Below are 26,534 nucleotides of genomic sequence, written 5' to 3' on the forward strand. Positions count from 1 at the left end.
CCAAGGGGACTCTATTTCTGTGCGTTCCATGTGGTCAAGAGTGGTCAAGTGAGGGGCGAGGGACAATGTCGGCTGCGGAAACGGGTGGAGCACAAGTCAAGTCCGCCGTGCGTACGGTGGAATTGCTGGAGTACTTCGCCGGACGCCCCGGGATGCACTCCCTCGCCGCGGTGCAGGAAGCGGTCGGCTACCCCAAGTCCAGTCTCTACATGCTGCTGCGGACCCTGGTCGAGCTGGGCTGGGTGGAGACCGACGCGACCGGCACGCGGTACGGCATCGGCGTGAGGGCCCTGCTCGTCGGCACGTCGTACATCGACGGTGACGAGGTGGTGGCCGCCGCCCGCCCCACCCTGGACCGGCTCTCCGACGACACGACGGAGACGATCCACCTGGCCCGTCTCGACGGCACGAGCGTCGTCTATCTCGCCACCCGGCAGTCGCAGCACTATCTGCGGCCCTTCACCCGCGTCGGCCGCCGGCTGCCCGCGCACTCCACCTCGCTCGGCAAGGCGCTGCTCGCCACGCACAGCGACGAGCAGGTGCGCAAGATGCTCCCCGAGACGATGTCGCCGCTGACCGAGCACACCATCACCGACCGCGAGAAGCTCATCGCGGAACTGAACACGATCCGCGAGCAGGGGTACGCCGTGGACCGTGAGGAGAACACCCTCGGGCTGCGCTGCTTCGGTATCGCGATCCCCTACCGGACGCCGGCGCGTGACGCGATCAGCTGCTCGGTGCCGGTGGCGCGGCTCACGCCCGCGCACGAACAGATGATCAAGGACGCGCTGTTCGACGCGCGCGACCGTCTGACGCTGGCCACCCGCAGGCTCTGATCGCCTCCCTCTCAAGGACGGTCCGTCTCCCCCGTGCGGGGGAGGGGGATCGTCGGGGCGCGGGAGGTGCGAGCGGCGCGCGGCCGGAAGGGTGTGGGGCATGACCCGGACATCGCTGGTGCCGTACGCGCGGCGCCGCTGGGGCCGTCTCCGGCAGGGCGCCGCCGGGGACCTTCCCACGACGACCTCCGTACGGATACCGGCGGGCGGGCCGCCCGGCCGACGGTGCTGACCTACGCTGTGTCGATGCTCGCCGGGTTCCTGACGCTCAGCACGGCCGTCCCCGTCCTGCGGCGCCGCGCGACATGAAGGCCCTGCTCCGGCGGTCGGCCACGGCCCTCCTGCGTCCTCTGGTCGGCGGACGCGCGCGGCTGCGCTGGACCCATCTGATCCTCGGCGGCGCGCTGTTGATGCCGTACTGGCTGCTCGGCTCGGTGATCGTCGGCCCGCTCATCGGCACGGAAGGCTTGTTCACCGACTCCCTCGCGCTCCAGTTCGGCGCATTCGCGGTCGCTCTGCCGATCGCCGCCGCGAGCGCGCTGTTCCCCCTCGTACGGCCGCTGTCGGTGGCCGCCGCGCGGGCGCTGTGCGGGATTGCGGAGGGGGCGCTGGCCGACGGTCCCGCCCGCTCGCGCGCGGCGAGGGTGCGGACGGCCGGCTTCTACACCCTGCACGTGGGACTCGGCGGGATCGTCAGCGGTATGTCGCTGGCGGTGCCGCCGTTCGCGGTGGCGCTGATGGCGCTGCCGCTGTTGTCGGCGCTGCGGGAGTCCCGGCTCGGGATGCCCCGCGTCTTCCGCCACGGGTGGGCCATGGCTCTCGCGCCGGTCGGCGGCCTCCTGTCGCTCGTCGCGCTGGCCGCGTGCGCGGCGGTGGCGGGCGCGCTGCTGGCCCGTCTGGCGCCCGTGCTGCTCGGGCCCACACCGTCCGACCGGCTGGCCGCCGCCGAACGCCGTGCGGCGGATCTCGCCGTACGCAACAGGCTCGCCCGGGAGTTGCACGACTCGGTCGGCCACGCGCTGAGCGCGGTGACCCTCCAGGCGGGCGCGGCGCGCCGGATCCTGGACAGCGACGCGCCGGGGGACCGGGAGTTCGTACGGGAGGCGCTGACCGCGATCGAGGAGACCACCCGGCGCACGGTGGGGGAACTGGACTCCGTACTCGGCGTGTTGCGGCAGGGCGACGAGACCGACGCGGGCGCGGGCGTCGCCTCCGGGCCGACGCTCGACGCGCTGGAGGGGCTGCTGGCCCACTGCGGGGTGCCCGTCGCCCTGACCGTCGCGGGTGGGACCGATGTCGCGGCGGTGCCCGAGCCGGTGTCGCGCGAGGCGTACCGCATCGTCCAGGAGGGGCTGAGCAACGCCCTGCGGCACGGCGGGGCCGCGCCCGTGACACTCCATGTCGCCCTGGGTGCCGAGAAGGTGGAGATAACGATGGAGAATCCGCTGCCCGGCTCCCCGTCCCCGTCGGTCGCGGCGCCGGTCGTACGGCCCGGCGGCGGGCGCGGGCTGCCGGGCGTCGCCGAGCGGGCCGCGCTGCTCGGCGGAAGTGCCGAGGCCGGACCGGACGGCCCGCTGTGGCGGCTGGCCGTCGCCCTCCCGCTGCCCGCCGACGGCGGCCCCCGGGGGACGCGCCGGTGAACGGGATCCGGGTGGTGCTCGCCGACGACGAGCGCATGGTCCGTACGGCGCTGCGCGTCATCCTGGAGGCCGAGCCGGACATGACGGTCGTCGGCGAGGCGGCGACCGGCACGGAGGCGGTCTCGGTGGTGCGCGCCGTCCGCCCGGACGTCGTGCTGATGGACGTGCGGATGCCGGAGATCGACGGGATCCGCGCGACCGAGCGGATCCTCGGCGACGACGGCCCGGGGCCGCGCGTCGTGGTGGTGACGACCTTCGAGAACGACAGCTACGTGTACGACGCGCTGCGCGTCGGCGCGTCCGGGTTCCTGCTGAAGCGGGCGGCGGCCGAGGACCTCGTCCAGGCGGTCCGGCTGGTCGCGCGGAGCGACTCGCTGCTCTTCCCGGCCGCGCTGCGGGGCCTGGCGGCGGAGTACGCCCGCAGGGAGCCACCGCCGCCGTCCTGGGCGCGCCGGCTGACCGAGCGCGAGGCGGACGTGCTGCGGCTGATGGCGACCGGTCTGACGAACGCGGAGATCGCGGGACGGCTCGGGGTCGGTCCGGCGACGGTGAAGTCGCACGTGGCGGCGGTGCTGGCGAAGACCGGGGTCAGGGACCGTACACAGGCGGTGATCGCGGCGTACGAGTCGGGGTTCGTCAGCCCGAGGTGATCCGGCCCCGCCGGGCGGCCCCTCCTTGGGAAGGAGCCGCCGCCCGGTATGAAGAGTTTCTGAGAAGAGGCTCGCGGCGGAACACCCGGCCGTGTCCCGTTCGTCCTTGATCTCGGACGGACGGGACGGGATGAACAAGACAATCAGGCGCACCGCGGTCGTCTGTCTGCTCCTGGTGCTGGCCCTGCTGGTGCGGGCCACCTGGGTGCAGGCATACCAGGGCAGGGCCCTCGCGGACAACGAACGCAACCGACGCACGCTCATCGACCAGTACGCCGGGCCGCTGGGCGACATCGTCGTGGGCGGATCCCCCGTGACGGGGTCCGTCAGGACGTCGGGCAGCGACGATCTGAAGTACAAGCGGACCTACACGGACGGTGAGCTGTACGCGGCGGTGACCGGCTACAGCTCACAGGCGTACCGCTCCACGCAGCTCGAAGGCATCTACGCGCACATTCTCGACGGCACCGACCCCCGGCTGAAGAATCCTCTGGACGCGCTCACGGGCAGGCGGACCGCGCCGGGCGACGTCCTGACGACGATCGACCCGGCGGTGCAGAAGGCCGCCTTCGAGGCGCTGGGCGGCAAGAAGGGCGCGGCCGTCGCGATCGACCCGGCGACGGGCAGGATCCTCGGGATGGTCAGCACGCCGTCGTACGACCCGTCGACGATCAGCGGCACGACCGACGGGGACGCGTGGAACCGGCTGAACGCCGACCCGGACAAGCCGATGGTGAACCGGGCGCTGCGCCAGCCGCTGCCGCCCGGTTCGACCTTCAAGCTGGTGGTGGCCGCGGCGGCGCTGGAGGACGGTCTCTACGGGTCGGTGGACACCCGGACCCAGAGCCCGGACCCGTTCACCCTGCCCGGTACGAGCACGGTGCTGGAGAACGAGAACAGGTCGGCGCCCTGCGAGGACGCGACGATCCGCACGGCGCTCCGGTACTCGTGCAACAACGTCTTCGCCAAGATGGCCGCCGACCTCGGTGAGGACAAGGTGCGCGCGATGGCGTCGGCGATGGGCTTCAACGACAGCGAGCAGGACGTGCCGGTGCGGGCCGCCGCGAGCGTCTATCCGTCGGGCATGGACGACGCGCAGACGGCGCTGACGGGCATCGGCCAGTTCGAGGTCACGGCCACGCCGCTCCAGCTGGCCATGGTGTCGTCGGCGCTGGCCAACGACGGGGTCCTGGAGAAGCCGCACATGGTCTCCGAGGTCGTGGACGCGGGCGGCGACACGCTCACCTCTTACGAGGACGGGGCGTCGCGGCGGATCGTCTCGTCGTCGACGGCCGAGCAGTTGCGCGACGCGATGGTGACGGTGGTCGACGAGGGCACGGGCACCAACGCCCGTATCGACGGCGTGGAGGTCGGCGGCAAGACGGGCACGGCCCAGCACGGCGTGGACAACAGCCGGACGCCGTACGCCTGGTTCACCTCGTACGCGAAGGACGCGTCGACGGGAAAGGAGGTCGCGGTGGCCGTCCTGGTCGAGGACTCGGGCGCGGCGCGCTCGGAGGTCAGCGGCAACGGTCTGGCGGCGCCGGTCGCCAAGCGGATGATGGAGGCGGCCCTGCGCTGAGAGGGCACGCCCCCGCGGGCGCCGGGGCCTCCGTGCCAGGATGTGCCGATGGGGACGGGGAAAAGCTGGGCGATAGGCACGGTCCTTCGGGACCGCAACGCCGGTCTGTATCTGTCGGGCGTGGTCGTGTCCGGCTTCGGTACGTCGGCGATGTGGCTGGTCGGCGGGATCTGGGTCAAGTCCCTCACCGGGTCGGACAGTCTGGCGGCCCTGACCGTCTTCGCGATGTGGGCGCCGACGCTGGTGGGCCCGCTGCTGGGGGCCGTCGCCGACCGGCTGCGGCGCAGACCGCTGCTGATCTTCTGCAATCTCGCCATGGCCGCGCTGCTGCCCCTGCTTCTCGTGGTGGACTCGGCGGACCGGATCTGGATCCTGTTCGCGGTGCTGGTCGTGTACGGCGTCAGCGGTGTCGTGCAGGACGCGGCGGAGGCCGCCCTCGTGGCGACCGCGCTGGACAAGCGGCTGCTCGGTGACTTCAACGGGCTGCGGATGACGGCCAACGAGGGCATGAAGCTCCTCGCGCCGCTCGCCGGGGCCGGGCTGTACGCGGCGTACGGCGGAGGGACGGTCGCGCTGCTCGACGCCGCGACGTTCGCGCTCTCGGCGGGGCTCTTCGCCCTGATGCGGGTGCGGGAGGAGAAGCCGGTGCCGGACCGGACCGGGAGCTGGCTGTCCCGGACGGCGGAGGGCGCGCGGGTGCTGCGGGACTCGCCCGTCCTGCGGCCCCTCGTCCTGGCGGGATCGGTGACGATGCTGCTCGCGGGGCTGAACGGCGCGGCGATCTACGCGGTCGTCGACGAGGGCCTCGGGCACGCTCCTACGTACGTGGGTCTGCTCTACGCGCTCCAGGGTGTCGGCTCGGTCGCCGTCGGGCTGCTGTCGGGTCCGCTGATGCGCAGGATGCCGGAGCGGCTCTTCGCCGCCGGTGGCATCGCGCTCTTCGCCGCCGCCGTGGGGCTGCGGGCACTGCCGTACGACGCCGTGGTGCTGGCGAGCGCGGTGGCGGTGGGGATCGGGCTGCCGTGCGTGCTGATCGTCGCGCTGACGGCGGTGCAGCGCGAGACACCGGACGCCGCGCTCGGGCGGACGGCCGCCACCGCCAACACCCTGATCTACGTGCCGAACGCGGTGTCCCTCGCGATGGGCGCGGGACTGATCGCGTTCGTCGACATCACGGTGCTGCTGCCGGTCACCGGGGTGATCGGTCTGCTGACGGCGGCCGGCCTCGCCTTCTACGGAGGGCTGCCCCGGGGCCGCTCAGCCGAGGTCTGAGAGCGCGGCGGTGACGGCCGCCAGATCCGCGTCCGACGCCAGGCCCGCGTGGTACAGCCGCAGTTCGGTCGCGCCGAGCGAGCGCGCGTGGGCCGCGTCGTCGGCGAGGGTGCCGGGGCTGCCGCCCATGCCCTTCACGACGGTGAGGTTGGCGGCCAGCACGGCGGATTCGGGGCGGTGCGCGGCGAACGGTTCCAGCATCTCCCGCGCGGCGCCGCCCGTGCACGGCAGGACCACCCCGTCGGCCGTGCCGAGGATGTGCGCGGGATCGACCCCGGCGTTGGCCCCGGTGCGGTGGGGGTGCGGGTCGGCGTGCAGGAGCACCTGGAAGCCGGGGGCCGCCTGCGCGCGTACGGCGGCGACGGTGGCCTCCTGGAGCGTACGCGCGGTCCGGGCGCGCCAGTCGAGGGTGACGGCCGCCAAGTCGGCGCCCAGCAGCCGCTCGACGGCGGGCCGGCCCGACGCGGGGCCGCCGGGAGCCTCGGCACCGCTCCAGACAGGCTCCAGGGCGCGTCTGACGGCCGTCCTCAGCTCGTCGGGGTCCAGACCCAGCGAGTGGTATCCGGCGCGGCAGACGGCGCAGAAGCAGAGCGACATGAGGTACTGCGCGGCCTCCCCGAGCGGGACTCCGCCGATCTTGTCGTGGGCGTGCAGATGCGCGAGCCCGTACCAGCCGAGGGATTCCAGTTCGGTGCCCGTCGCGCCGGGCCGTACGGCGGCCTCCGCCGCGAGCGCGACGACGTACCTGCGGACGGCGGGTCGCGCGATGCACGGGGCCCAGGGGTAGCGGTCGCCGTAGGCGTTGACCACGCAGCTGTCCGGGTTCTCCGCGCCCAGCCGGGAGTTGTGCGCGAGGACGACCCAGGTGTGCACGTCGAGCCCGGCGTCGGTGAGCGCGGTGGCCGCCTCGCCGAAGGCGTCGCCGGGCGCCCAGTCGCCGGCCGCGTACGGGCGCAGCTCGGCGTCCGCCCAGCTGTCCTCGTCGAGCGGGAAGAGCACGGCGGAGTGCTCGGCGGTGACGATCCGGTGCTTCGGGTGGCGCGGGGTCAGGGCGCGGGTGGAGTGGTAGGCGGAGGCGAGCGTCACCTGCCGGACACCGAGGTCCCTGACGCGCGCGGGCGCGTCCGGGTCGCCCACGACGTCCCAGGGGTAGAGGAAGGCGGAGGTCTTCACGCGCCGGCCTCCGGCTCTCCGTCGCCGAGGAGTCCGTAGCCGCGTTCGACGATCTCGGTGAGTTCCTTGATGTGCGCGGGCTGCGGTTCGCTCAGGGGGGTGCGTACCTCGCCCACGTCGTAACCGGCCAGTCTGACGCCCGCCTTGACGAGCGAGACGGCGTATCCGCGTCCCTTGGAGCGCAGTTCGACCAGCGGGCGGTAGAAGCCGTCGATGAGCCTGTTCACGGTTGTGTCGTCGCCGGAGGTGAGGGCGCGGTGGAAGGCGAGGGCGATCTCGGGCGCGAAGGCGAAGACGGCGGAGGAGTAGAGGCTGATGCCGATGCCCCGGTAGGCGAGCCCGGTGAGTTCGGCGGTGGGCAGGCCGTTGAAGTAGAGGAACTCGCGGCCGGGCTCGGCGGTGCGTACGGCGCTGAGGATGCGCTGCATCAGGTCGAGGTCGCCGTGGCCGTCCTTCAGACCGATGACGCCGTCGACCCGGGCGAGTTCGACGACGGTCTCGGGGGTGAAGACGGCGTTGTCGCGCTGGTAGACGATGATCTCCAGGCCGGTGGCGGCGGCCAGTGCCGAGTAGTGGCGCAGCAGTCCCCCCTGGTCGGCGACGACCAGGTAGGGCGGCATCGCGAGCAGGCCGTCCGCGCCGGCGGCCTCGGCGATCTCCGCGTACCGGACGGCGATCGCCGTACCGTAGCCCGCGGCCGCGACGACGGGGACCGCTCCCGCGGTCTCCTCCACGGCCACCCGTACGCACTGCCCGAACTCCTCCGGGGTGAGCGCGTGGAACTCGCCGGTGCCGCAGCAGGCGAAGACCGCGGCGGCTCCCGCGTCGACGCCGCTCCTGATGTGCGCGCGGAACACGTCGAGGTCGAGGGCGCCGTCCGGACCGTACGCGGTGACGGGGAAGAACAGCGGCCCGGTGACTCTGTCGAGACGGGCGGCGAGCGGGGCTGAGGTCACTGGCGCTCCCTGGGCCGTGCGTCGAGCACTCACGCTCGTGCACAATTCTGATCGGCGTCCATATTTCTGAACAGCGCCACGCTAGGCCAGCCGCCCGGCGCCGGTCAAGACGGAAAACCGCAACCCACGAGCGGATTGACCAGCCCCGCGCGACACTTGACGGGGGCTTCGACACTCCTTAGCGTGTCCACACATATGAATCACATCCATGGATCTGATCGATACTGATCGTTTCGCGTCCGTCCCCCAGTACGTCCGAGGAGATTCACGCCCATGCCTCAACCGCGAACCGTCCTGCTCACCGGCGCCGCGGGCGGCCTCGGCACCCTGATGCGCGGCCTGCTGCCCGCCTACGGGTACGAGCTCCGGCTCTTCGACGCCACTCCCATCGAGGGCGAGCCCGACGCGATCACGGCCGACCTGGGCGACAGGTCCGCGCTCCGGGAGGCCGTCCGGGGCGTCGACGCCGTCCTCCACCTCGCCGGCATCTCTCTGGAGGCGTCGTTCGACAAGATCCTGCGGGCCAACATCGAGGGGACCTACAACCTCTACGAGGCGGCACGCGAGGAGGGCATCGCGCGGGTGGTCTTCGCCTCCAGCAACCACGCCGTGGGCTTCACACCACGGCCCGAGGGCACCTACCCGCTCGACTCGGACGCGCTGATCCCCATCGAAACCCCGCGCCGCCCGGACACGTTCTACGGGGTCTCCAAGTGCTTCGGCGAGGACCTGGCCCAGTTCTACTGGGACAAGCACGGGCTGGAGACCGTCTCCGTACGCATCGGGTCCTGCTTCATGGAGCCGACCTCCGTACGGATGCTGTCGGTCTGGATGAGCCCCGGCGACGGCGCGCGGCTCTTCCACGCCGCGCTCACGGCCGAGGACGTCCGGCACACCGTCGTCTACGGCTCGTCCGCCAACACCCGCCTGTGGTGGGACCTTTCGACGGCGCGGGCGCTCGGGTACGAGCCCCAGGACGACTCCGAGCAGTACGCGGACAAGCTCGTCGCCGAACAGGGCGAGCTGGACCCGGCGAACCCCGACCACGCCCATCTGGGCGGCCACTTCTGCACACACCCGCCGCAGTGGCCCTACTGACCCGTACGGGCGAGGGGGACGAGGGTAAGGGAACGGCAAAGAGGAGTCGTTCGTTACGCCTGGCATGACAGCAATGACCCCCGGCTCGAACATCCCTCTCTCCGCCACCCGCGTGGCGGTGGACGTCGCCGCACCCGTGCGGCTCGACGTATCGGGCCTGCTGCTCACCGCCGACGGCAAGGTGCGCTCCGACGACGACTTCATCTTCTACAACCAGCCGACGGGCCCGGGTGTGACCTACCGGTCCGGCGGCGGTACGGCTCCGGACGCGATCGTGGTGGACACCTCAGCCGTCCCCGCCGGAATCGAGAAGATCGTCGTCACGGCCAGCCCGGACGCGGCGGGACAGAGCTTCCAGGGCATCGAGCCCACAGCGACCATCCGCAACGCCGACGACGGCAGCGCGCTCGCCACCTTCACCCCGCCGAGTCTGGGTTCGGAGACCGCCCTGGTGGTCGTGGAGGTCTATCTGCGCAACGGCGCCTGGAAGGTCCGCGCGGTCGGCCAGGGGTATGCGAACGGACTGTCGGGCATCGCCACCGACTTCGGCGTCTCCGTGGAGGAGCCCGCGACGCCCGCGGCGGCCATGCCACAGGCCCCGCAGGCTCCGGTGACCCCCATGCCCCCGATGCCGCCCTCCGCGCCCGTCCCGCCCTCGGCTCCGGCCCCGACGGCGCCCGACCCCCGCGTCGCGGCCCCCGTCACCCCCTCGGCGCCCGTCCCGCCGTCCGCTCCCCCGCCCGCCGCGCAGGGCACCGGGAAGATCAACCTGGACAAGGGCCGCGTCAACCTCCAGAAGAACCAGACGGTGTCGCTCGTCAAGGGCGGCGCCCCGCTGCTGACCCAGGTCAAGATGGGCCTCGGCTGGGAGCCCGCCTTCCGCGGCAAGGACATCGACCTGGACGCCTCGGTGATCGCGTACGGGCCCAACCGCAACCACCTGGACAGCTGCTACTTCGGCAAGCTGTCCATCCTCGGCGGCTCGGTCAAGCACTCCGGCGACAATCTCACCGGCGAGGGCGCCGGGGACGACGAGACGATCGTGGTCGACCTCGGCCGGCTGCCGGCCGAGGCCACGGGCCTGGTCTTCACGGTCAACTCGTTCACCGGCCAGAAGTTCAACGAGGTCGCGAAGGCCTACTGCCGGCTGCTCGACGCGCGGACCGGCGAGGAGCTCGTCCGCTTCGATCTGACGGGCGCCGAGCCGCAGACCGGGGTGATCATGGCCAAGCTGATCAAGCAGTACTCCGGGGAGTGGGAGATGACCGCCGTCGGCGAGTTCGTGAAGTCCCGTACGGTCCGCGGCATGGTCAAGCCCGCGGCCAAGTCCCTCTGAACCGGCGTCCCGGACATGCCTTTACGGGCCGCCGCGGTCACGGGGACCGCGGCGGCCCGGAGGCCTGGGTCTTCAGAGCTTGGTCAGTTTGGAGAAGGGGCTCAGGATCCGACCCTGGCGGCCCGAGAAGTCGATGAGCACGGCGTTCTCGCCCTCGACTCCGATGACTCTGCCCAACCCGAACTGGTCATGGGAGACACGGTCTCCCACGTCGAAGTGCTCGGGCGGAGGTGAGGCCGGGCCTTGGCGGTTGAAGGGACTGGACGGCAGGTGGCGCCGGGAACCGGCTGACTTTGTCATTAGTTGGAGTATGCGCCCAACGGCACCCGGCGCGCCATGCCCGACAACCGACGGGCCGCGGGATCACTCGTTCCCCAGTGACCCCACACCCCTCCACGGACACCCGCCCCCGTGACTACTCAAGCCACGGCCAGTCGGCGTCACGACCCGCCTCCAGCAGCGGAACCATGCGGAACGCGGCGTCGGAGAGCCCGCCGAACGTATGGCGGTTCCGCGTACCCGAGGGACCGTGTCCGGCCCGGTATCCGGCCAGATTCCAGGTGTAGACGGGAACGCGCCCCGGGACCTGCTCGGTAGGGTCCCCGTAGTGGCTGTACGTCGCCTGCTCGTCCGTCACGATCAGCACCCGGTCATGGCCCCGGTAGTGCGACCTGACCGCCCGCGAGGTGTCCGTACCACCCAGGCTGCCGAAGCGGCCCAGGACCTTCAGCACGGACTCGCCCCGCCGGTAGCGCACCTTGTCGCTGCCCGAACCGAACTCGACCAGATCGGCGTCGGCGGCACGCATCGCCACCGCCGTACCGAAGATCGCCGCGGCGTCCGCCCGGTTGAGCTCCGAGCGGTCCGACAACGGCGACCACATCGAACCGGAGCGGTCGACCAGGATCAGCGTCCGTCCCGGCAGCGCGGGCACATTGGCCAGCGAGTGGCCGAGCGCCCGCTCCAGCGGGTAGGACCAGCGCAGCGACGGCGCGTGCTGGTACGCGGCGAGATAGCGGAACGGGAACTGCCGCGAACGGGCGACCACCGCCGGGTCCGACAGCTGGGCGGCGACCTTCGCCGCGGCCTTGTCGCCCACCCCGGCCTCGTCGAAGTTCCGCAGATTGCGCAGCAGCGCCATCGGCCCCATGGAGGGGATGACGGCCTCCCACGCCGCCGCGTCCATCGGACCCTGGAGCCAGCCGGCCAGCATCTCCCATGTCATCCCCGCCTGCGCCAGCCGCTCGGCGGCGCCGGGACCCGTCACCACCGCGCGCCGCTCGGCGACGGGCAGTGCCATCAGCTCCCGGTGCGCGGTGAGCGTGCGGTTCGACGCGGGCGGGACGGCGGTGTCGGGGTGGTGCCGGCGGTCCGCATGTTGCCGTCACGGCGCAGCCAGCCCAGCAGACCGGCCGTCCACCGGGGGTCGGCGACGGCGAGCTCACGCACGAGGGCCGCGAAGCGGTCGTCCCGGTCCTCCCCGGACTCGTAGAACGTCCGCTGGGAAACGAAGTTGGCGACGGCCAGCAGGAACAGCTCGGACTTGGCGTCACGCGAATGTCCGGTACCGCCCTGGTGGGTCCAGGTGCTCCCACCGGTCGAACGCACGGGCGACTTGCCGCGGGGCACGGAAAGACGGGTGTTGAAACGCGCCATGGGAATTCCCCCGAATTCGATGAGAAGTCCAGAGATCAGAGCCGGTGGAACCGACAAGGTGCTCTGCCTGACTGAGCTACATCGGCTTGGTGCGCCGATGGCAGGATTCGAACCTGCGACCGCCCCATTAACAGTGGAAGTAGGTCCCGCCTTCGCACCTGGACAGATATGACTTTAGGAGAGCGGCCGAGGGGCCGCCACGGGTTTACCGCCCCCGCGGACCCGGTCGGGAGATCCCGGGAGGCGTGTCCCGGACAGGAAAAGAGCCGTATCGCGGGGAACCCCGCAACCTTGGGATGCTCTTAAGGCGTCGCAGTGATCGGCCGTGTACGGGGCGGCACGTCCGGAGGGGGAGCCAGAGTGGACGAAATCGGGGGATACCGCCTGGTCGCCCTGCTCGGTGAGGGCGGCATGGGCCGGGTCCATCTCGCCAGGGCCGCGTCCGGGCGGCTGGTGGCCGTCAAGACGGTGCGTGAACACCTGGCGGCGGACGCGCGGTTCCGGGAGCGGTTCCGGCGCGAGACGGCCGCCGCCCGCTCGGTGGCGGGGCCCTTCACGGCCGCCGTGCTCGCCGCCGATCCGGAGGCCGTACGCCCCTGGCTGGCCACCGAGTTCTGCACGGGCCCGACCCTCACCGGGGCGGTCTCGGTCCTCGGTCCGCTGGCGTCCGGCGATCTCGCCGCGCTCGGGGCGGCGCTGGCCGAAGCGGTCGCGGCCGTGCACGCCGTGGGCCTCGTCCACCGCGACCTCAAGCCGTCGAACATCGTCGTGACACGCGACGGCCCGATGGTCATCGACTTCGGGATCGCTCGGACCGCCGCCGACGAGAGCCTGACGGGCAGCGGTGAGGTCGTCGGCTCCCCCGGTTTCATCGCGCCCGAACTGCTCACGGGGACGGGTGAACCCGGCCCGGCCGTCGACGTGTTCGCCCTGGGCGCGCTCCTCGCGTACGCGGCGACCGGCCGTCCGCCGTTCGGCACCGGTCCGGTGCACCAGGTGCTGTACCGGACGATGAACAGCCCTCCGGATCTCGACGGGGTGGCGGAGACGGCGGGCGGGGACGGCGCGGCGGGGTGGCGGGAGTTGCTCGGGAGCTGTCTGAGCCGGGAGCCGGGCGAGCGGCCCACCGTCGCCGAGCTGCTCGACGCGTGCGCGGCGCGGACCGAGGGCGATCCGTGGTGGGAGCGGGAGGCGGTGTCGGGCCTGATCCGACGCCGCGAGGAGGAAGTGGCCGCGCTGGTCGCGAGAGCGCGGGAGTGGGAGTCGGTGGCGGGGGCGGAGGCCGGTAACCGGGCGGGCGTCGGCACCGCGGCGGACGTCGGGGCCGGGGCGGACGTCGGCACCACGGCGGCGGAGGACACGCCGACCGACACACCGGCGGCCGGACCCCGAACGCGCGGCACGACCCCCCGGGGCCCGGCCTCCGGGACGACCCTCGCACCCGGACGCGCGGGCGCCGCCCCGGTCGTGGGCGGGAGCCCGGGAGCGTCGCGAAGAACCTTCCTGCGCTGGGGCGGCGCGGCCCTCGCCGCCGGCTCGGCGATCGGCGCCGTCGCCTGGTTCACCGAACTCACCGGCGACGACGACAAGGACGGGGCGGACTCCGGCCCCTCCGCCTCCCCCGGCCCGTACACACTCGGCCGCGCCCTGTGGACCCGCGACATCGGCGATGCCCTGCCGATACGGCACGGCGACGCCCTGTATCTGGTGTCCGAGTCCGCGCTGACCCGCCTCGACGCACGGACCGGGGCGGTCGGCTGGAGCTACCCGGCCGAGGACATCGCCCACGTCGTACCCGGTGACGGAGTCGTCCATCTGGCGCGCTCCTCCTCCATGTCCCTGGCCGTGATCGTCGCCCTGGACGCGGCGACCGGCGTCGCGAAGTGGTCCGCCAACCCCGCCGTGCGCAACCCCCACCGCCCTCCGGGGCCGCGCGAGTCCGACCCGTCCGACCCGGGCCTCGTCGCCTCGGTCGACGGTGAGCACTCCCGGCTCTCGGTCTCGGCGGACATCCTCTGTGTCGTCACCTACAGCTCGTACGCGACGCTGTGGGCCGAACGCGTAGCGCGGAAGCGTCCCTGGCGCGCGTACGGTTACGACCCGCGCACCGGAGCCCCCCTCTGGTTCCACGAGGGCGCGCCGGCGGGGGTGGCTGGTCTCGATCAGCGGGACGGCCGGATCGGTGTGGCGGCCGCGAGTCCTTACAGCGCGGAGGAGAAGGAGACGGACGCCGCCCTGACGGTGCTGCGCGCCCGTGATGGCACACTCGACCGTGAGATATCCGCGGGCGCGCGCTATCCGGAGTCGTACCTCGGCGTCCGTGGCATCCGCTACTACGCGCGGGCCGGACGGCTGAAGGCCGTCGACCTCGCGACCCGGCGCACGCGCTGGTCCCTCGAACAGGCCGAGGAGAACAGGGACGCCGCCATCACGGACACGGCCGCCGCCGGGCTCGTACACACGGCCGATCACCGCTCCTTGAAGGCACTGGACGCGGACACCGGCCGTACGCGCTGGAGCCTGACGGAGGTCGGCCTGCTGGAGGACGGTTCGCTCGCGGTGGCGGACGGGCTCGTCTACGGAACGGGAACGTCGCCGGAGGGCGGGGAGGCGATCGGCGACACCCCCGGGTGGGGGGTGCACGCACGGAACGCGGCGACCGGCGCGCTGGTGTGGGCGGCCGAGACGGGCGAAGTGCGCACGGTGATCGCGCGGTCGGGCCCGGAGGGCGAGACGGACGAGAAGGACGAGAAGAGCAGCGAGGGTGCGGACGGCGCGGAGACCGGTGCCGACGAGACCGGTCTCGTCCATGTCGTGTCGGCCTCCGGCACCCTGTCCACCTTCGCGGCTCCGGAGCTGACATGACCGATCCCCTGCTGCCCGGCGACCCCGCCACCCTCGGCTCCGTACGGCTGCTCGGCCGGCTCGGCGCCGGTGGCATGGGCCGGGTCTATCTGGGCCGTACGACGGGAGGCCGGCTGGTCGCGGTGAAGACCGTCCACGCGCATCTCGCGGCCGAACCGCACTTCCGTGAGAGGTTCCGGCGCGAGGCCGCCGCCGCCCGCGCGGTGACGGGTGCGCACACGGCGGCGGTGCTCGACGCCGATCCCACGTCCCCGGTGCCGTGGCTGGCCACCGCCTATCTGCCGGGCGTCACACTGCGGCGCGCGGTCGCGGCGGCCGGGCCGCTGGACGTGACGGTCGTACGGTCCCTGGGCGCGGCGCTCGCCGAGGCGCTGACGAGCATCCACGGAGCGGGACTTGTCCACCGTGACCTGAAGCCGTCCAACGTCCTCGTCACGGCCGAGGGCCCGCGTGTCATCGACTTCGGGATCGCGCGTGCGCTCGGCGACCACGGGATGACCGAGGCCGGGGACATCATCGGAACACCCGGGTTCATCGCGCCCGAACAGATCACGGGAGACGCGCCGGTGACGGTGGCGGCCGACGTGTTCGCGCTGGGCGCCGTCCTCGCCTTCGCCGCCACCGGGCGTAATCCCTTCGGGGACGGGACGGTGGCGATCCTGCTCTACCGGGCCGTGCACGAGGAGCCCGACCTGGACGACGTGCCTGCCGGGATACGCGATCTGGTCGCCGACTGTCTGGACAAGGCGCCGATGCGACGGCCTTCGGTCGGCGAGGTGCTGGAGCGGACGGCCGACCACGGGGCGCCGCTGTGGTGGCGCGAGGAGCCGCTGCGGAGTCTGGTCCGGGGTGACGGCGACGAGACCCCGCCTCTCGAGGACGAGCGCCCGCCTCGCGAGCAGGAGGGCGTCCCTCCGACGAAGGAGGTGACCGCGGCGACGGCCACGCGTCGTGCGGCGCCCCCTCCCGATCCCGCCCGCGCGCTCGCCTTCGAGCGGGCGCGGCGCCTGAGGCGGCGCCGCGAACTGACGCGCCGGGGAGTGCTGCTGGCCGGCGGCGGCACCCTGACCGGGCTGCTCGGCTTCTCCGTCGTACGCGGCTGGGGAACCCCTTCCTCCGTCGCCCCCACCACGGGCTCGGGCGCTCGACTCGCCCTCAAGAAGGGCTCGGCGACGCCGGGCGCGCTCCGGTGGAGTCTCACCGCCGAGCCGGACGGCATCAACGCCCTGCTGCTCTCGGCGGGCACGGTGCTGCTCCACGGATCACTCAGCGGTACCGAGGGCTATGTCCGCGCCTGTTCGGCCTCCGACGGTGCCCGCCGCTGGGAGCTGGCGACCTCGGGGGGCGAACCGAGTGTCTGGGGTGTGCGGGACGGGGCTCTCGTGGCGCCCGACGTCGGGCTTCCTGTCGTCGACGTCCGCACGGGAGAGGAGCGCGCCGAGGACGACCCGGTTGGCAGGCTGGCACCGACCTGGGTCACGGTCGCCGACGGCGCGGCGATCTCGTCGTACCCGGACCAGGACGACGCGAGGGAACTGGAGGCCGTCGATCTGCGTACCGGGGCGGTCCGTTGGGCACGGGAGCTCGGCGGCATGCAGCCACCCGCGGTGCTGGGCGGCACGATCCTGCTGGCGGCCACTCTCGGGTGGCGAATCCTCGGCGTCGACGCCGGGACGGCCAGAACCCTGTGGACGTACGAGGGGTTGAAGGACGACTCCGGCCAGTCGCTCGCCGCGACCGCGCTGCCGGACGCGGGGAACTTCGCCGTGCTCACCACGGAGGGCGGGCTGCACCTCGTCCGCGCCCGTGACGGGGAGCGGGTCGCCGTCGCGCCCGACACGTACGCCGTGACCCCGGGCGCCACGGCCGTCGGCGCGGCGGGCGGCACCGGTCTGCTGGCGACGGCGGGGAAGCTGCACGGCTTCGATCCGGCCAACGCGAAGCCGCGCTGGTCGCGCCCCACCCTCGGCGTCGAGACGAGCTGGCCGCAGCGGACCGGCGGACAGCGCGGACCGGTCTCGGCGGGCGGTCTGGTGCTGCACTGGTCGAAGGCGGACACCCTGGAGGCCGTCGATCTCGCGTCCGGCGAGCCCCGTTGGACGCGGCGGCTGCCGGGGATCGCGAAGGTGCCGCCGATCGTCACGGGCGGCACGGTCTACGCGGCGTCGGGGGACACCTGCACCGCGCTGGGCCTCGCGGACGGCGCCCCACGGCGCGAGTGGGCGTTGCCTGACATCATCGACGGGCTCGTGGCCGACGCGTCGGGCTGGTACGGCCGGATCGGCACGTCGGCGGTACGGGCGTACAACGGCGTCGATGCCTGACACCCCCACCCTCGCCCCTGCCCCGCCTCCGTCCGAAGGACCCCTTCATGAACTTCCCGCAGACCGGCCGCCGCGTCCTGGTCACCGGTGCCTCACGCGGACTCGGCCGCGCCGTCTCCCGCGCCTTCGCCGCCAACGGCGACCGGGTCGCCGTCCATTACGGCACCCGGGAGGACGACGCGCGCCGCACCCTGGACTCCCTCGCCGGTACGGGCCACGCGCTGCTGGGGGGCGACGTGTCGGACCCCGAGGGCGCGGCACGGATCGCCGACGGGGCGCGCGAGGCGCTGGGCGGCATCGACGTGCTCGTGAACAACGCGGCGGTGAACGAGCGCCATCCGCTCCCCACCACCTCGTACGAGGACTGGGCGGCGAGTTGGGGGCGCGTCATGTCGGTGAACCTGCTCGGTACGGCACTGCTCAGCCACCGCGCCGCCCGGTCCATGATCGACGGGGGCACGGGCGGCCGTATCGTCAACATCGGTTCGCGCGGCGCGTTCCGGGGCGAGCCGGACCACCCGGCGTACGGCGCCACGAAGGCGGCGGTGCACGCGCTGGGCCAGTCACTCGCCGTGTCACTCGCCCCGTACGGCATCGCCGTCGCCTCCGTCGCCCCGGGCTTCTTCGACACGGAGCGGGTGGCCGACCGGCTGACGGGGGCGGAGGGCGAGGCGATCCGCGCACAGAGCCCGTTCGGCCGGGTGGCGACCGCGGACGAGATCGCGGCGGCCGTGCTGTGGCTGTCCTCCCCGGAGGCGGAGTGGTCGTCGGGCACGGTCCTGGACCTCAACGGCGCCTCGTACCTCCGGACTTGAGCGGGACGCGGGTCGCACCCCGGCCCGGTCCCACGCGGCCCGTAGGGAGCCGCCGGGGAGCGGTGCCCGGAGGACGGCCCCTCAACCCCCGCTGCGCGACCGCGCCTTGAAGGCCGCCTTGCGGGCCTCCTTCGCCGCCTTGCGGTCCCGGTGCAGTCGGCCCATCGCCTCCAGCACGTCCGCCGTCGCCGGGTGGTCCACCCGCCAAGCCGCGTCGAAGAAGCCGCTGTGCTGGCCGACGAGGCCCTCCACCAGTTCCTGGAGCTCGACCGGCTCGCCCTCCGCGTCAAGCTGCGCGGCGATCGTGTCGATCGCCAGCCAGAAGATCATCGACTCGGGCGGCGGCGGTACGTCCGCGGCCCCCAGTTCGGCGAGCCAGACGCGGGCGAGCCCGCCCAGCTCCGCGTCGTCCAGGACCTCGCGCACCGTCGGCTCGGCCTCCGGGCCGAGAAGCGCGAGGGCCTGCTGGCAGTGCAGCCGGCGCAGCGGCGCGCCGGGGTCGGATCCCTTGGCGGCGAGGAGGAGTTCGCGCGCCGCCCCTGCGGGTTCACGGCGGGCCAGCCACTGTTCGGTCTCGGCGCGCGCGGCCGGCTCGGGGAAGTGCGCGACACCGTCGAGCAGCGCGTCGGCGCCCTTGTCGGCCAGGTCGCCGACGGCCGGCGCCTCGACGCCCGCCTCCCGCATCCGGGACCTGATCCCGTGCAGACCGAGCGGGGTCAGCGTGACCACGCCGTACCGGGACACATCCTCGTCGTCCCCGGACGCCATCGCGTCGGAGCCGCCCTCGGCGTCCTCGACCATCAGGGCCTCGTCCACGGGTACGTAGGTGACGAGCCCGATCGGCTCAAGCAGCGCGAACTGGTCGTCCAGCCGCATCATCGCCTCCGACACCTGCTCAAGGACGTCGTCGGTGGGCTCGCCCATGTCGTCGGGCACGATCATCGACGCGGCGAGGACCGGCAGCGGTACGGGGACGGGGTCGGTGCCGCCCTCGCCGACCGTGAGCAGATAGAGGTTGCCGAGCACACCCTCCAGGAACTCCGCCTCCACCTCCGGATCCCAGTCCAGCGCGTCGAGGTCGATCTCGCCGTCGTCGCCGATGGCGCCTGCCAGGTCCTCCAGGACAGGCGCCGTCGCGTCGGCGAAGACGACGTCCAGGGCGTCCAGCCAGAGGGAGAGGATGTCCTGCGGGCCGCCGGACGCGATCAGTTCGAGCGCGGCTCCCGCGCTCACCGTGCCGTCGGTCCCGGAGTCCGCGCCCCCGCCGTCCACCGCGTCCTTGTCCCGGTCCGGATCCTCGACCTCCACCAGCCCGGTGTCGACCGCCACCCGCCACGCCTCGCTCGCGTCCGCCTCGGCCTCCGCCCAGGCCTGGGCCGCGAGCGCCTCGTCGCTCTCCGTCGGCTCGGGACTCCCGGTCCCGACGAGCCCCAGCACCCGGGCCGCCGCGGGCAGTTGCTCCTCGACGAGTTCACCGCCCGCCCCGACGCGTGTCTCCGGCCCGGCCCAGCGGGCGAGGCGGACCGCCCTGGCGAGCAGCGGCACCGCGAGCGCGTCCCGCGCCAGCTCCGCGTCCGAGGGCAGCCGCACCGGCGGCAGGGTGGGGCGGTCTCCGGACATCTGGTGATTCTCCTTGCGCCTTACGGGGTCCAGGGCGCCCAAGCGTAGACGTATTTCACCCCATCCCACCCGGTTCACTTGGCCGACAACGCGCGTACACCCGGACACCCTTGACAACTTATGGGCCCACACAAGAGATTGACGCGCGTAGAACTATGTTTCCCACTCCGCCTCCCACACTCCTTCCTTCCTCACTTCCGGAGTCCCGTAATGCCTTCATCCGTACCGAGAACGGCCGCCGTTTCGGCCCTCGTCGCCGCCGCTCTGGCCGCCGGTCTGCTCGCCGGATCCTCCTCCGCCTCGGCCGCCGAGGTCAGGATCCACGGCATCCAGGGCCCTGGCCGGATATCGCCGCTCGTGGGTACGCCCGTGGCGGACGTGCCAGGCATCGTCACCGGTGTACGGACCTACGGCTCCCGGGGCTTCTGGTTCCAGGACCCGAACCCCGACAAGGACCGCGCGACCAGCGAGGGCATCTTCGTCTTCACCAACGCGGTCCCGACGGTCGCCGTCGGCGACTCGATCAAGGTGTCCGGCACGGTCACGGAGTACATCCCCGGCGGCGCCGCCTCCGGGAACCAGTCCCTCACCCAGATCTCGTCGCCGAAGATCACGGTCGTCTCCTCCGGCAACAAGCTGCCCGCGCCGGTGGCCATCTCGGCCAAGACCGTCCCCGCCGCGTACACCCCGCAGGGCACCGCCGCGACGGGCAACAGCATCAACGGCCTTCCGCTCAAGCCCCGTAGCTACGCGCTGGACTACTACGAGTCGCTGGAGGGCATGAACGTCCGCGTCGGCACCTCGCGCGTGGTCGGCGCCACCGACCCGTACTCGGAGCTGTGGGTGACGGTCAAGCCGAGCGAGAACGAGACCCGCCGCGGCGGCACGCTCTACAGCTCGTACGAGGACCAGAACACCGGCCGGCTCCAGATCCAGCAGCTGGCCCCGATCGCCGAGCAGCCGTTCCCGAAGGCCGACGTCGGCGACGTGCTGTCCGGCGACACCGAAGGCCCCCTGGACTTCAATCAGTTCGGCGGCTACACGCTGACCGCCCGCACGCTCGGCAAGGTCACGGGCAACGGGGCCAAGCCCGAGACGACCCGCCCGCAGCGCCGCGACGAGCTGGCGGTCGCGACGTACAACGTCGAGAACCTCGACCCGTCCGACCCGCAGGAGAAGTTCGACGCGCTCGCCGCCGCGGTCGTCGGCAACCTCTCGTCGCCGGACATCCTGGCGCTGGAGGAGATCCAGGACGACAACGGCGCCACGGACGACGGCACCGTCTCCGCCGACGGGACGATCGCCAAGTTCACGGCGGCGATCGTGGCGGCCGGGGGCCCCGCATACGAGGCGAGGACCGTCGACCCCGAGGACAAAACCGACGGCGGCGAGCCCGGCGGCAACATCCGCCAGGTCTTCCTCTTCAACCCCGAGCGGGTCTCCTTCACCGACCGCGCGGGCGGCGACGCGACGACGGCCACCGAGGCCGTACGCAGGGACGGCAAGGCCGCCCTCAGCCTCTCCCCCGGCCGGATCGACCCCGCCAACGCCGCCTGGGAGAACAGCCGCAAGCCGCTGGCCGGTGAGTTCACCTTCCGTGGCAAGCCCGTCATCGTGATCGCCAACCACTTCGGCTCCAAGGGCGGCGACGAGAGCCTCGTCTCGCACCACCAGCCGCCGAACCGGATCTCCGAACCGCAGCGGCACCTTCAGGCCAAGGCCGTCAACGCCTTCGTCAAGGACCTCCAGAAGATCCAGCGTGGAGCCGACGTGCTCGTGGTCGGCGACATCAACGACTTCGAGTTCTCCGCCACGACGAAGGCGCTCTCCGCCGGAGGCGCGCTGTACCCGGCGGTCAAGTCCCTGCCGGCGCCGGAGCGTTACTCGTACGTCTACCAGGGCAACAGCCAGGTTCTCGACCAGATCCTGACCAGCCCCTCGATCGACGACTTCGAGTACGACAGCGTCCACATCAACGCCGAGTTCGCCGACCAGAACAGCGACCACGACCCTCAGGTGCTGCGCTTCCGCCCGTGACCGGGCCGGCGACTCCCTGAACGGCGGTGGCCCGGCCGTACCCCACATACGGCCGGGCCACCGCTTCCGCGTCGGGACGTGTACCGGCCGGGCGATGTCCCGGCCGACGCGTGTGCCGGCCGGGCCCTGTCTCAGAAGTCCTTGAGCCAGTCGTCCTGGTCGGCGCTGAGGCTGATCGCCGGCGTGTACCTGTTGACCGTGCTGCTCACCCGGCCCGGGAACGTCTGCACCCTCGCCCACAGCTCCGTGTCCGAACCGATGCCGTCGCCGGGCGCGTTGAGCGCGGCGAGATGGCCCTCCGCGTTCTCCCACTCGGCGTAGTTGAGCACCCGCGTGCCGTCCGTACTCAGATGGAAGTGCGCGGCGATGGCCGCCGGATCCAGATGTTCGTCGTTGACGAGGGCCGCGACGACGGTGTCCGTCCAGTCCCGCTGACGCCCGCGGTCCGGCCCCTCGAACTCGATGTCCGCGATGACCACGCAGCCGGGCACCCGTGTGTCGCCGTCGACCGCAGCCTGACTGCGGTACAGCTCGTACGAACCGGGCCCGACCCGCTCGATCTCCGGCACCGCCGCGTCGATCTCCGCCTCGTACGCGTCGCGACCCGTACGGATGAAGTCCTGGTACCCCTCCTCGTCGCGCCACTGCGAGTAATACAGCAGGCTCCGGCCGTCCTCGCCGACCATGACGCTCCAGGAAAGGAGACGGGGGTCCGGCCAGTCCTGGCTCCGCCCCGCCTCGCCGATCGCCTCCACCGTCGCCCGCTGCCGGTCGGGCTTGTCGACCAGCCAGGTGCCCACCTTGACGATCCCCACGTCGGGGCGGGTGATCTCGGGAAGGGTGGTGATCCGCACGGACATGTGTCCTCCTCGTCGCCGCATGCCCGTGGTGCGGCGACGGTCACGCTGCGCGCATTCGAACCGTTGTTGGGATCAGAAGGATTCCGCCCAGTGCGCCACCCACTCGGCGAAGCCGGGCTCCTTGCCGAACGGCGCGGCGCCCACGTCGCTGACGGCCCATATTCGGCCGCGCTGCGCGCCGGTGACGACGAGATGCCAGTACAGCCCGCAGCCGTCCGTGCCGAGCACGATGCTGCCGTCGTTGCTGACTTCGTCGATCAGCGGCTCTATCTCCTCGTACGGCCGGGGGTCGTCCTCCCACACCCATGCCTCGGTGAGCGGGAAAGCCTTCGCGGGGGCGCGCTGCGCGCCGCCCGAACCCCAGTCCGCGGGGAGGGACTTCAGCGGTATCAGCCCGTCGACATCGGCGGGACCCTCACCGCTGCCGTCGCATATCTCGGCGACGAGGGTGCGGTACGGCTCCGGGAGCACGATGCCCTGCTCGCGCTCGAAGTCGTGCACGGCGTCCCAGCCCAGCGGGGGTCTGCGGAGCTCGGGCGGGAAGGCGACGCGCAGGGCGTCGAGGTCGGAGGGATCGGCACGTTCGGTGTCCATACGTCCCATTGGATCACCGACCACCGACAGGATCGACCGCCCAGGAGGTCACATTCAGGGTGCCGTCCGAACCGAGATCGATATGCAGCGGAAGAGAGATCGTCTCCTCGCCGGGGGCGGGTCTGACCACGATATGGGCGCCAGGGGCTGGCGCGCCGTCCAGGGAGGTGACGCGGTTGTTCCAGTGCAGGACCGCGCTCGCGGTGTCGTTGGGCGCGAGGGTCAGCTGCCGGGGAGGCTCGTCGCGTCTGCCGGTGTAGGTGTAATCACTCTCATGGGTGACCTTGACGTCGACGGGCCCCCGACTCCCGTCGAGGAGTTCGACGCCCGGGTAGCCCTTGACGCGGTAGGGCTTGTCGCCGCAGTTCCAGAGCTTGAGCGTGATCACGCGGTGGCCCATGGCGGCGTCCTCGCCGCCGATCACGACGTCGAGGCCCGACGCCGGGCAGCCGGGCGCGTTCACCTTGCCGGAAGGCGTCGGGGACCCGGCCCCGGCCGTGTCACCGGAGAGCGGCGGGAACGGCTCGACGGAGGGCGGCGGAGTCACCGTCGAGGCCGGGCGCCGCGCCGGTGCGGATGGTGCGGCGCCAGGGCCCTTCTCGGCCTCGATCTCGTTCATGACGTCCGAACAGCCCGCAGCCGTCAGCAGCAGGACGAACGTCCCGGCCAGCAGCGCGGCCGGGCGGTGTCGCCTCGTCATCGGATCCCCGTCCCCCGTGGTGTGCGCGCACGCGGGCGCGCACGCGAGTGGCGTACGCGCCGACGCGCCGTCAGTTGTGGCTGTGGAGGACGTCGTTCAGACCGCCCCACACCGCGTTGTTCGGGCGGGCCTCGACCCTGCCGGTGATCGAGTTGCGGCGGAAGAGGATGTTGGACGCGCCGGACAGCTCACGGGCCTTGACGATCTCCCCGTCGGGCAGCGTCACGCGCGTACCGGCGGTGATGTAGAGACCCGCCTCGACCACGCACTCGTCGCCGAGCGCGATGCCGACACCGGCCTCCGCGCCGATCAAACAGCGCCGGCCGAGCACGATGCGCTCCGAGCCACCGCCGGAGAGGGTGCCCATGGTGGAGGCCCCGCCGCCGATGTCCGAGCCGTCGCCGACGACGACGCCGGCCGAGATCCGGCCCTCGACCATGGAGACGCCGAGGGTGCCCGCGTTGAAGTTGACGAAGCCCTCGTGCATCACGGTGGTGCCCTCGGCGAGGTGCGCGCCGAGACGTACGCGGTCGGCGTCGCCGATGCGCACGCCCTTGGGGGCGACGTAGTCGGTCATACGCGGGAACTTGTCGACCGAGGTGACCTGGAGGTGCAGTCCCTCCGCGCGGGCGTTCAGACGCACCGTCTCCAGCGCGTCGACGGCGACGGGGCCGAGCGAGGTCCAGGCCACGTTGGCGAGCAGCCCGAAGATGCCGTCGAGGCTCTGGCCGTGCGGCTTCACGAGGCGGTGGCTGAGCAGGTGCAGCCGCAGATACACGTCGTGGGCGTCGAGCGGCTTCTCGTCGAGCGAGGCGATGACCGTACGGACGGCGACGACCTCGACCCCGCGCCGCGCGTCGGGCCCGACGGCCTTGCGGGCGGCGTCACCGAGCAGTTCGGCGGCCCGGTCGGCGTCGAGCCGCTCGGTACCGGCGGGCCCCGGCTCGTCGCTCAGGGCGGGGGCGGGGTACCAGGTGTCGAGGACGGTGCCGTCCTCGGTAAGAGTGGCGAGCCCGGCGGCGACGGCGCCGGTGGTACGAGTAGCAGTCGTGTCGGTCATGAGCGAAACCTAACGGGCGTCCGTACGCCGAGGCCAACCGGTCCCGGCGTACGGGCACGGGCCCCGGGGACGTACGGGCACGGGCCCGCCGGACGGCGTTGTCAGAGAAGGCGGTTGGCGTCCGTGGCGCCCGCCGCGCGGGTCGTGTCGTCCTCCGGGCGCGGGAGCAGTCGGTGGCCCTCGGAGTGGTGGTTCACCCAGCCGCAGACACCGCAGCTGTAGCGGCCGTCGAGGCCGGCGATGAGTGTGCCGCACTGACGGCACTCGGCGTAGGTGATCTCGGGGCCTATGGCGGCCGCGGGGTCCGGGCCGGGCTCCGGCGCGGACATGGCGGGCGGGGTGCTCATCCCGTCAATCTACCGGGAGCGCGCCACGCTCCTCCTGGGACGCCGCCGCCTCGCCGCCCGCACCGGCCAGAATCCGGCCGAGCATCTCGCGCGTGTATCCGGCGTCGTACTCATGCCCCGTGAGCAGCACCTGGAGGCAGATCCCGTCGAGCAGCGCGACCAGCGCGCAGGCCGTGACGGGGTCCACCCGGTCGGCCAGGACCTCGGTGATCCCGTCGCACCATTCCGCGGCCACCGGCCGCAGCGCGGGGCGGCGCAGGGCGGCGAGGTAGAGCTCGTACTCCAGCTCGACGCCGGTGCGGTCCGCGGCCAGCCACCGTCCGGTGATCCGGGCCAGCTCGTCCGCGATGTCGCACTCCGGGCGGGCGAGCGCGCCGCTCTCCCGGACGACGGTGGCGAAGCCCTCGTTGGCCTGCCGGAGCGCGGCCACCAGCAGTTCGTCCAGCGAGGCGAAGTGGTACGTCGTGGAGCCAAGCGGTACATCGGCCTCGGCGGCGACGGTGCGGTGGCTCAGCCCGGCGATCCCGGAACGCCCGGCCACCCGGATCGCCGCGTCGATGATGCGCTGGCGCCGCTCGGGGTCGTAACGCCGGGCCATCAGTGGGCCCCGCCGAGGTTGAGGAGAACGACACCGGCGATGACGAACGCGATACCGGCGAGCTTGGCCGGGGTGGCCGCCTCGCTCAGGAAGAGCATCCCGATGGAGGCCACGGCGGCGGTCCCGACGCCCGCCCAGATCGCGTACGCGGTGCCGACGGAGAGGGTCTTCAGCGTCTGTGCGAGCAGCCCGAAGGCCACCACGTAACCGACCACGGCCCCCAGCGAGGGCCAGAGCCGGCTGAACCCCTCGCTGTACTTCATGGCCGTCGTACCGGCCACCTCCGCCACTATCGCGCCGGCGAGAAATCCGTATCCCAGTCCCATGTGTACGAGTGTACGTATGAGATGCGTACTGTCGTACACAAGACGAACGAATTCCTGCCAGTCCCACCACCGACCACGCCGCCCCCGCAGGGACCGACCCCGGCTGGGCTGACCCTCGTTACGGAGCGCGGCCCCCGTACGGGGGCCCGCCCCCACAGGAACGCGGCGGGCCAGGGGCCGGGGCCAGGG

Annotated in this window: 23 protein-coding genes, 1 tRNA gene and 1 pseudogene; 12 read left to right on the forward strand and 13 right to left on the reverse strand. The window is 72.5% G+C overall.

Annotated features, from left to right (window positions below; translation table 11 throughout):
- The first annotated feature begins 65 nt into the window (after positions 1-65).
- The 6 genes from ACFWU9_RS17010 (at position 66) to ACFWU9_RS17035 (ending at position 5,980) form a co-directional block, all read left to right on the forward strand.
- Positions 66-836, forward strand: coding sequence for an IclR family transcriptional regulator (locus tag ACFWU9_RS17010; protein ID WP_384319004.1), 771 nt, complete (start codon positions 66-68; stop codon positions 834-836).
- A gap of 100 nt (positions 837-936) precedes the next feature.
- Positions 937-1,068 (forward strand): hypothetical protein, encoded by a 132-nt coding sequence (locus tag ACFWU9_RS17015; RefSeq protein WP_384319006.1) that lies wholly within the window; start codon positions 937-939, stop codon positions 1,066-1,068.
- Positions 1,069-1,141: 73 nt separating this feature from the next.
- Complete coding sequence (locus ACFWU9_RS17020; protein WP_384319008.1) at positions 1,142-2,476, forward strand: sensor histidine kinase; 1,335 nt, start codon at positions 1,142-1,144, stop codon at positions 2,474-2,476.
- 5 nt (positions 2,477-2,481) lie between these two features.
- The gene (locus ACFWU9_RS17025; protein ID WP_384319049.1) at positions 2,482-3,126 is read left to right on the forward strand and encodes a response regulator; all 645 of its coding nucleotides are present in this window, start codon (positions 2,482-2,484) and stop codon (positions 3,124-3,126) included.
- A gap of 130 nt (positions 3,127-3,256) precedes the next feature.
- Entirely contained in the window at positions 3,257-4,708 is a 1,452-nt protein-coding gene (locus tag ACFWU9_RS17030) for a peptidoglycan D,D-transpeptidase FtsI family protein (protein WP_384319010.1), read from the forward strand.
- A 48-nt stretch (positions 4,709-4,756) separates the two neighbouring features.
- Positions 4,757-5,980 carry an MFS transporter gene (locus ACFWU9_RS17035; RefSeq protein WP_384319011.1) on the forward strand — a complete coding sequence of 408 codons (1,224 nt, stop codon included), beginning with the start codon at positions 4,757-4,759 and terminating at the stop codon, positions 5,978-5,980.
- Here ACFWU9_RS17035 and ACFWU9_RS17040 read toward each other — a convergent pair.
- Together ACFWU9_RS17040 and ACFWU9_RS17045 are read right to left on the reverse strand one after the other, a co-directional pair.
- A complete protein-coding gene (locus tag ACFWU9_RS17040) occupies positions 5,966-7,153 on the reverse strand; it encodes a hypothetical protein (RefSeq protein WP_384319013.1) in 1,188 nt (395 codons plus the stop codon). The two genes, ACFWU9_RS17035 and ACFWU9_RS17040, sit on opposite strands and share 15 nt — an antisense overlap.
- Positions 7,150-8,109: a 5-dehydro-4-deoxyglucarate dehydratase gene (locus tag ACFWU9_RS17045; RefSeq protein ID WP_384319015.1), complete on the reverse strand. Its 960-nt coding sequence runs from the start codon at positions 8,107-8,109 to the stop codon at positions 7,150-7,152. Before ACFWU9_RS17045 ends, ACFWU9_RS17040 begins: the two co-directional genes overlap by 4 nt.
- Positions 8,110-8,382: 273 nt before the next feature.
- On the opposite strand from ACFWU9_RS17045, the gene ACFWU9_RS17050 reads away from it, so the two are divergent.
- Both ACFWU9_RS17050 and ACFWU9_RS17055 read left to right on the forward strand, forming a co-directional pair.
- Positions 8,383-9,207 (forward strand): NAD-dependent epimerase/dehydratase family protein, encoded by an 825-nt coding sequence (locus ACFWU9_RS17050; protein ID WP_384319017.1) that lies wholly within the window; start codon positions 8,383-8,385, stop codon positions 9,205-9,207.
- A 64-nt stretch (positions 9,208-9,271) separates the two neighbouring features.
- Positions 9,272-10,543, forward strand: coding sequence for a TerD family protein (locus ACFWU9_RS17055; RefSeq protein ID WP_384319019.1), 1,272 nt, complete (start codon positions 9,272-9,274; stop codon positions 10,541-10,543).
- A 72-nt stretch (positions 10,544-10,615) separates the two neighbouring features.
- On the opposite strand, the gene ACFWU9_RS17060 is transcribed toward ACFWU9_RS17055, so the two are convergent.
- The 3 genes and pseudogenes from ACFWU9_RS17060 to ACFWU9_RS17070 form a co-directional block, all read right to left on the reverse strand.
- Positions 10,616-10,843 carry a hypothetical protein gene (locus ACFWU9_RS17060; protein ID WP_037784015.1) on the reverse strand — a complete coding sequence of 76 codons (228 nt, stop codon included), beginning with the start codon at positions 10,841-10,843 and terminating at the stop codon, positions 10,616-10,618.
- A 115-nt stretch (positions 10,844-10,958) separates the two neighbouring features.
- Positions 10,959-12,199: pseudogene (locus ACFWU9_RS17065) on the reverse strand (TROVE domain-containing protein).
- Positions 12,200-12,286: 87 nt separating this feature from the next.
- Positions 12,287-12,355, reverse strand: a tRNA-Ser gene (locus ACFWU9_RS17070).
- 204 nt (positions 12,356-12,559) lie between these two features.
- Between ACFWU9_RS17070 and ACFWU9_RS17075 the strand changes: the two genes are divergently transcribed.
- The 3 genes from ACFWU9_RS17075 to ACFWU9_RS17085 are packed head-to-tail and all read left to right on the forward strand — an operon-like array spanning position 12,560 to position 18,203.
- A complete protein-coding gene (locus tag ACFWU9_RS17075; protein WP_384319021.1) occupies positions 12,560-15,064 on the forward strand; it encodes a protein kinase in 2,505 nt (834 codons plus the stop codon).
- Complete coding sequence (locus ACFWU9_RS17080; RefSeq protein WP_384319023.1) at positions 15,061-17,388, forward strand: protein kinase; 2,328 nt, start codon at positions 15,061-15,063, stop codon at positions 17,386-17,388. The genes ACFWU9_RS17075 and ACFWU9_RS17080 overlap by 4 nt, the downstream gene beginning before the upstream one ends.
- A 47-nt stretch (positions 17,389-17,435) precedes the next feature.
- Positions 17,436-18,203 carry an SDR family NAD(P)-dependent oxidoreductase gene (locus tag ACFWU9_RS17085; protein ID WP_384319025.1) on the forward strand — a complete coding sequence of 256 codons (768 nt, stop codon included), beginning with the start codon at positions 17,436-17,438 and terminating at the stop codon, positions 18,201-18,203.
- Between the two features lie 81 nt (positions 18,204-18,284).
- Here the strand turns inward: ACFWU9_RS17085 and ACFWU9_RS17090 are convergent, their stop codons facing one another.
- Positions 18,285-19,823 (reverse strand): hypothetical protein, encoded by a 1,539-nt coding sequence (locus ACFWU9_RS17090; protein WP_384319027.1) that lies wholly within the window; start codon positions 19,821-19,823, stop codon positions 18,285-18,287.
- Positions 19,824-20,033: 210 nt separating this feature from the next.
- Between ACFWU9_RS17090 and ACFWU9_RS17095 the strand changes: the two genes are divergently transcribed.
- Positions 20,034-21,860 (forward strand): endonuclease/exonuclease/phosphatase family protein, encoded by a 1,827-nt coding sequence (locus ACFWU9_RS17095; RefSeq protein ID WP_384319029.1) that lies wholly within the window; start codon positions 20,034-20,036, stop codon positions 21,858-21,860.
- 131 nt (positions 21,861-21,991) lie between these two features.
- Here ACFWU9_RS17095 and ACFWU9_RS17100 read toward each other — a convergent pair whose 3' ends face one another.
- The 7 genes from ACFWU9_RS17100 to ACFWU9_RS17130 form a co-directional block, all read right to left on the reverse strand.
- Positions 21,992-22,720 (reverse strand): antibiotic biosynthesis monooxygenase, encoded by a 729-nt coding sequence (locus tag ACFWU9_RS17100; protein WP_384319031.1) that lies wholly within the window; start codon positions 22,718-22,720, stop codon positions 21,992-21,994.
- A 72-nt stretch (positions 22,721-22,792) separates the two neighbouring features.
- Positions 22,793-23,314 carry an SMI1/KNR4 family protein gene (locus ACFWU9_RS17105; RefSeq protein WP_384319033.1) on the reverse strand — a complete coding sequence of 174 codons (522 nt, stop codon included), beginning with the start codon at positions 23,312-23,314 and terminating at the stop codon, positions 22,793-22,795.
- 13 nt (positions 23,315-23,327) lie between these two features.
- On the reverse strand, positions 23,328-24,014 hold the full coding sequence (locus ACFWU9_RS17110; RefSeq protein WP_384319035.1) for a DUF4232 domain-containing protein: 687 nt from the start codon (positions 24,012-24,014) through the stop codon (positions 23,328-23,330).
- A gap of 70 nt (positions 24,015-24,084) precedes the next feature.
- Complete coding sequence (dapD, locus tag ACFWU9_RS17115) at positions 24,085-25,074, reverse strand: 2,3,4,5-tetrahydropyridine-2,6-dicarboxylate N-succinyltransferase (RefSeq protein ID WP_384319037.1); 990 nt, start codon at positions 25,072-25,074, stop codon at positions 24,085-24,087.
- A 101-nt stretch (positions 25,075-25,175) separates the two neighbouring features.
- Complete coding sequence (locus ACFWU9_RS17120; protein ID WP_384319039.1) at positions 25,176-25,421, reverse strand: hypothetical protein; 246 nt, start codon at positions 25,419-25,421, stop codon at positions 25,176-25,178.
- A 4-nt stretch (positions 25,422-25,425) separates the two neighbouring features.
- Complete coding sequence (locus tag ACFWU9_RS17125) at positions 25,426-26,019, reverse strand: TetR/AcrR family transcriptional regulator (protein ID WP_384319041.1); 594 nt, start codon at positions 26,017-26,019, stop codon at positions 25,426-25,428.
- Complete coding sequence (locus ACFWU9_RS17130) at positions 26,019-26,345, reverse strand: DMT family transporter (protein ID WP_384319043.1); 327 nt, start codon at positions 26,343-26,345, stop codon at positions 26,019-26,021. Before ACFWU9_RS17130 ends, ACFWU9_RS17125 begins: the two co-directional genes overlap by 1 nt.
- Positions 26,346-26,534 lie beyond the last annotated feature (189 nt).

The sequence above is a fragment of the Streptomyces sp. NPDC058653 genome, from assembly GCF_042716895.1.
In the GTDB taxonomy this organism is placed as follows: domain Bacteria; phylum Actinomycetota; class Actinomycetes; order Streptomycetales; family Streptomycetaceae; genus Streptomyces.

Excerpts from the sequence above, each read along its gene's own strand:
- ACFWU9_RS17060 (WP_037784015.1), bottom strand. The coding sequence starts at position 10,843 with ATGACAAAGTCAGCCGGTTCCCGGCGCCACCTGCCGTCCAGTCCCTTC.
- ACFWU9_RS17085 (WP_384319025.1), top strand. The coding sequence starts at position 17,436 with ATGAACTTCCCGCAGACCGGCCGCCGCGTCCTGGTCACCGGTGCCTCA.
- ACFWU9_RS17035 (WP_384319011.1), top strand. The coding sequence starts at position 4,757 with ATGGGGACGGGGAAAAGCTGGGCGATAGGCACGGTCCTTCGGGACCGC.
- ACFWU9_RS17090 (WP_384319027.1), bottom strand. The coding sequence starts at position 19,823 with ATGTCCGGAGACCGCCCCACCCTGCCGCCGGTGCGGCTGCCCTCGGAC.
- ACFWU9_RS17100 (WP_384319031.1), bottom strand. The coding sequence starts at position 22,720 with ATGTCCGTGCGGATCACCACCCTTCCCGAGATCACCCGCCCCGACGTG.
- ACFWU9_RS17010 (WP_384319004.1), top strand. The coding sequence starts at position 66 with ATGTCGGCTGCGGAAACGGGTGGAGCACAAGTCAAGTCCGCCGTGCGT.
- ACFWU9_RS17110 (WP_384319035.1), bottom strand. The coding sequence starts at position 24,014 with ATGACGAGGCGACACCGCCCGGCCGCGCTGCTGGCCGGGACGTTCGTC.
- ACFWU9_RS17125 (WP_384319041.1), bottom strand. The coding sequence starts at position 26,019 with ATGGCCCGGCGTTACGACCCCGAGCGGCGCCAGCGCATCATCGACGCG.
- ACFWU9_RS17030 (WP_384319010.1), top strand. The coding sequence starts at position 3,257 with ATGAACAAGACAATCAGGCGCACCGCGGTCGTCTGTCTGCTCCTGGTG.
- ACFWU9_RS17130 (WP_384319043.1), bottom strand. The coding sequence starts at position 26,345 with ATGGGACTGGGATACGGATTTCTCGCCGGCGCGATAGTGGCGGAGGTG.
- ACFWU9_RS17120 (WP_384319039.1), bottom strand. The coding sequence starts at position 25,421 with ATGAGCACCCCGCCCGCCATGTCCGCGCCGGAGCCCGGCCCGGACCCC.
- dapD (WP_384319037.1), bottom strand. The coding sequence starts at position 25,074 with ATGACCGACACGACTGCTACTCGTACCACCGGCGCCGTCGCCGCCGGG.
- ACFWU9_RS17015 (WP_384319006.1), top strand. The coding sequence starts at position 937 with ATGACCCGGACATCGCTGGTGCCGTACGCGCGGCGCCGCTGGGGCCGT.
- ACFWU9_RS17080 (WP_384319023.1), top strand. The coding sequence starts at position 15,061 with ATGACCGATCCCCTGCTGCCCGGCGACCCCGCCACCCTCGGCTCCGTA.
- ACFWU9_RS17050 (WP_384319017.1), top strand. The coding sequence starts at position 8,383 with ATGCCTCAACCGCGAACCGTCCTGCTCACCGGCGCCGCGGGCGGCCTC.
- ACFWU9_RS17055 (WP_384319019.1), top strand. The coding sequence starts at position 9,272 with ATGACAGCAATGACCCCCGGCTCGAACATCCCTCTCTCCGCCACCCGC.
- ACFWU9_RS17020 (WP_384319008.1), top strand. The coding sequence starts at position 1,142 with ATGAAGGCCCTGCTCCGGCGGTCGGCCACGGCCCTCCTGCGTCCTCTG.
- ACFWU9_RS17095 (WP_384319029.1), top strand. The coding sequence starts at position 20,034 with ATGCCTTCATCCGTACCGAGAACGGCCGCCGTTTCGGCCCTCGTCGCC.
- ACFWU9_RS17105 (WP_384319033.1), bottom strand. The coding sequence starts at position 23,314 with ATGGACACCGAACGTGCCGATCCCTCCGACCTCGACGCCCTGCGCGTC.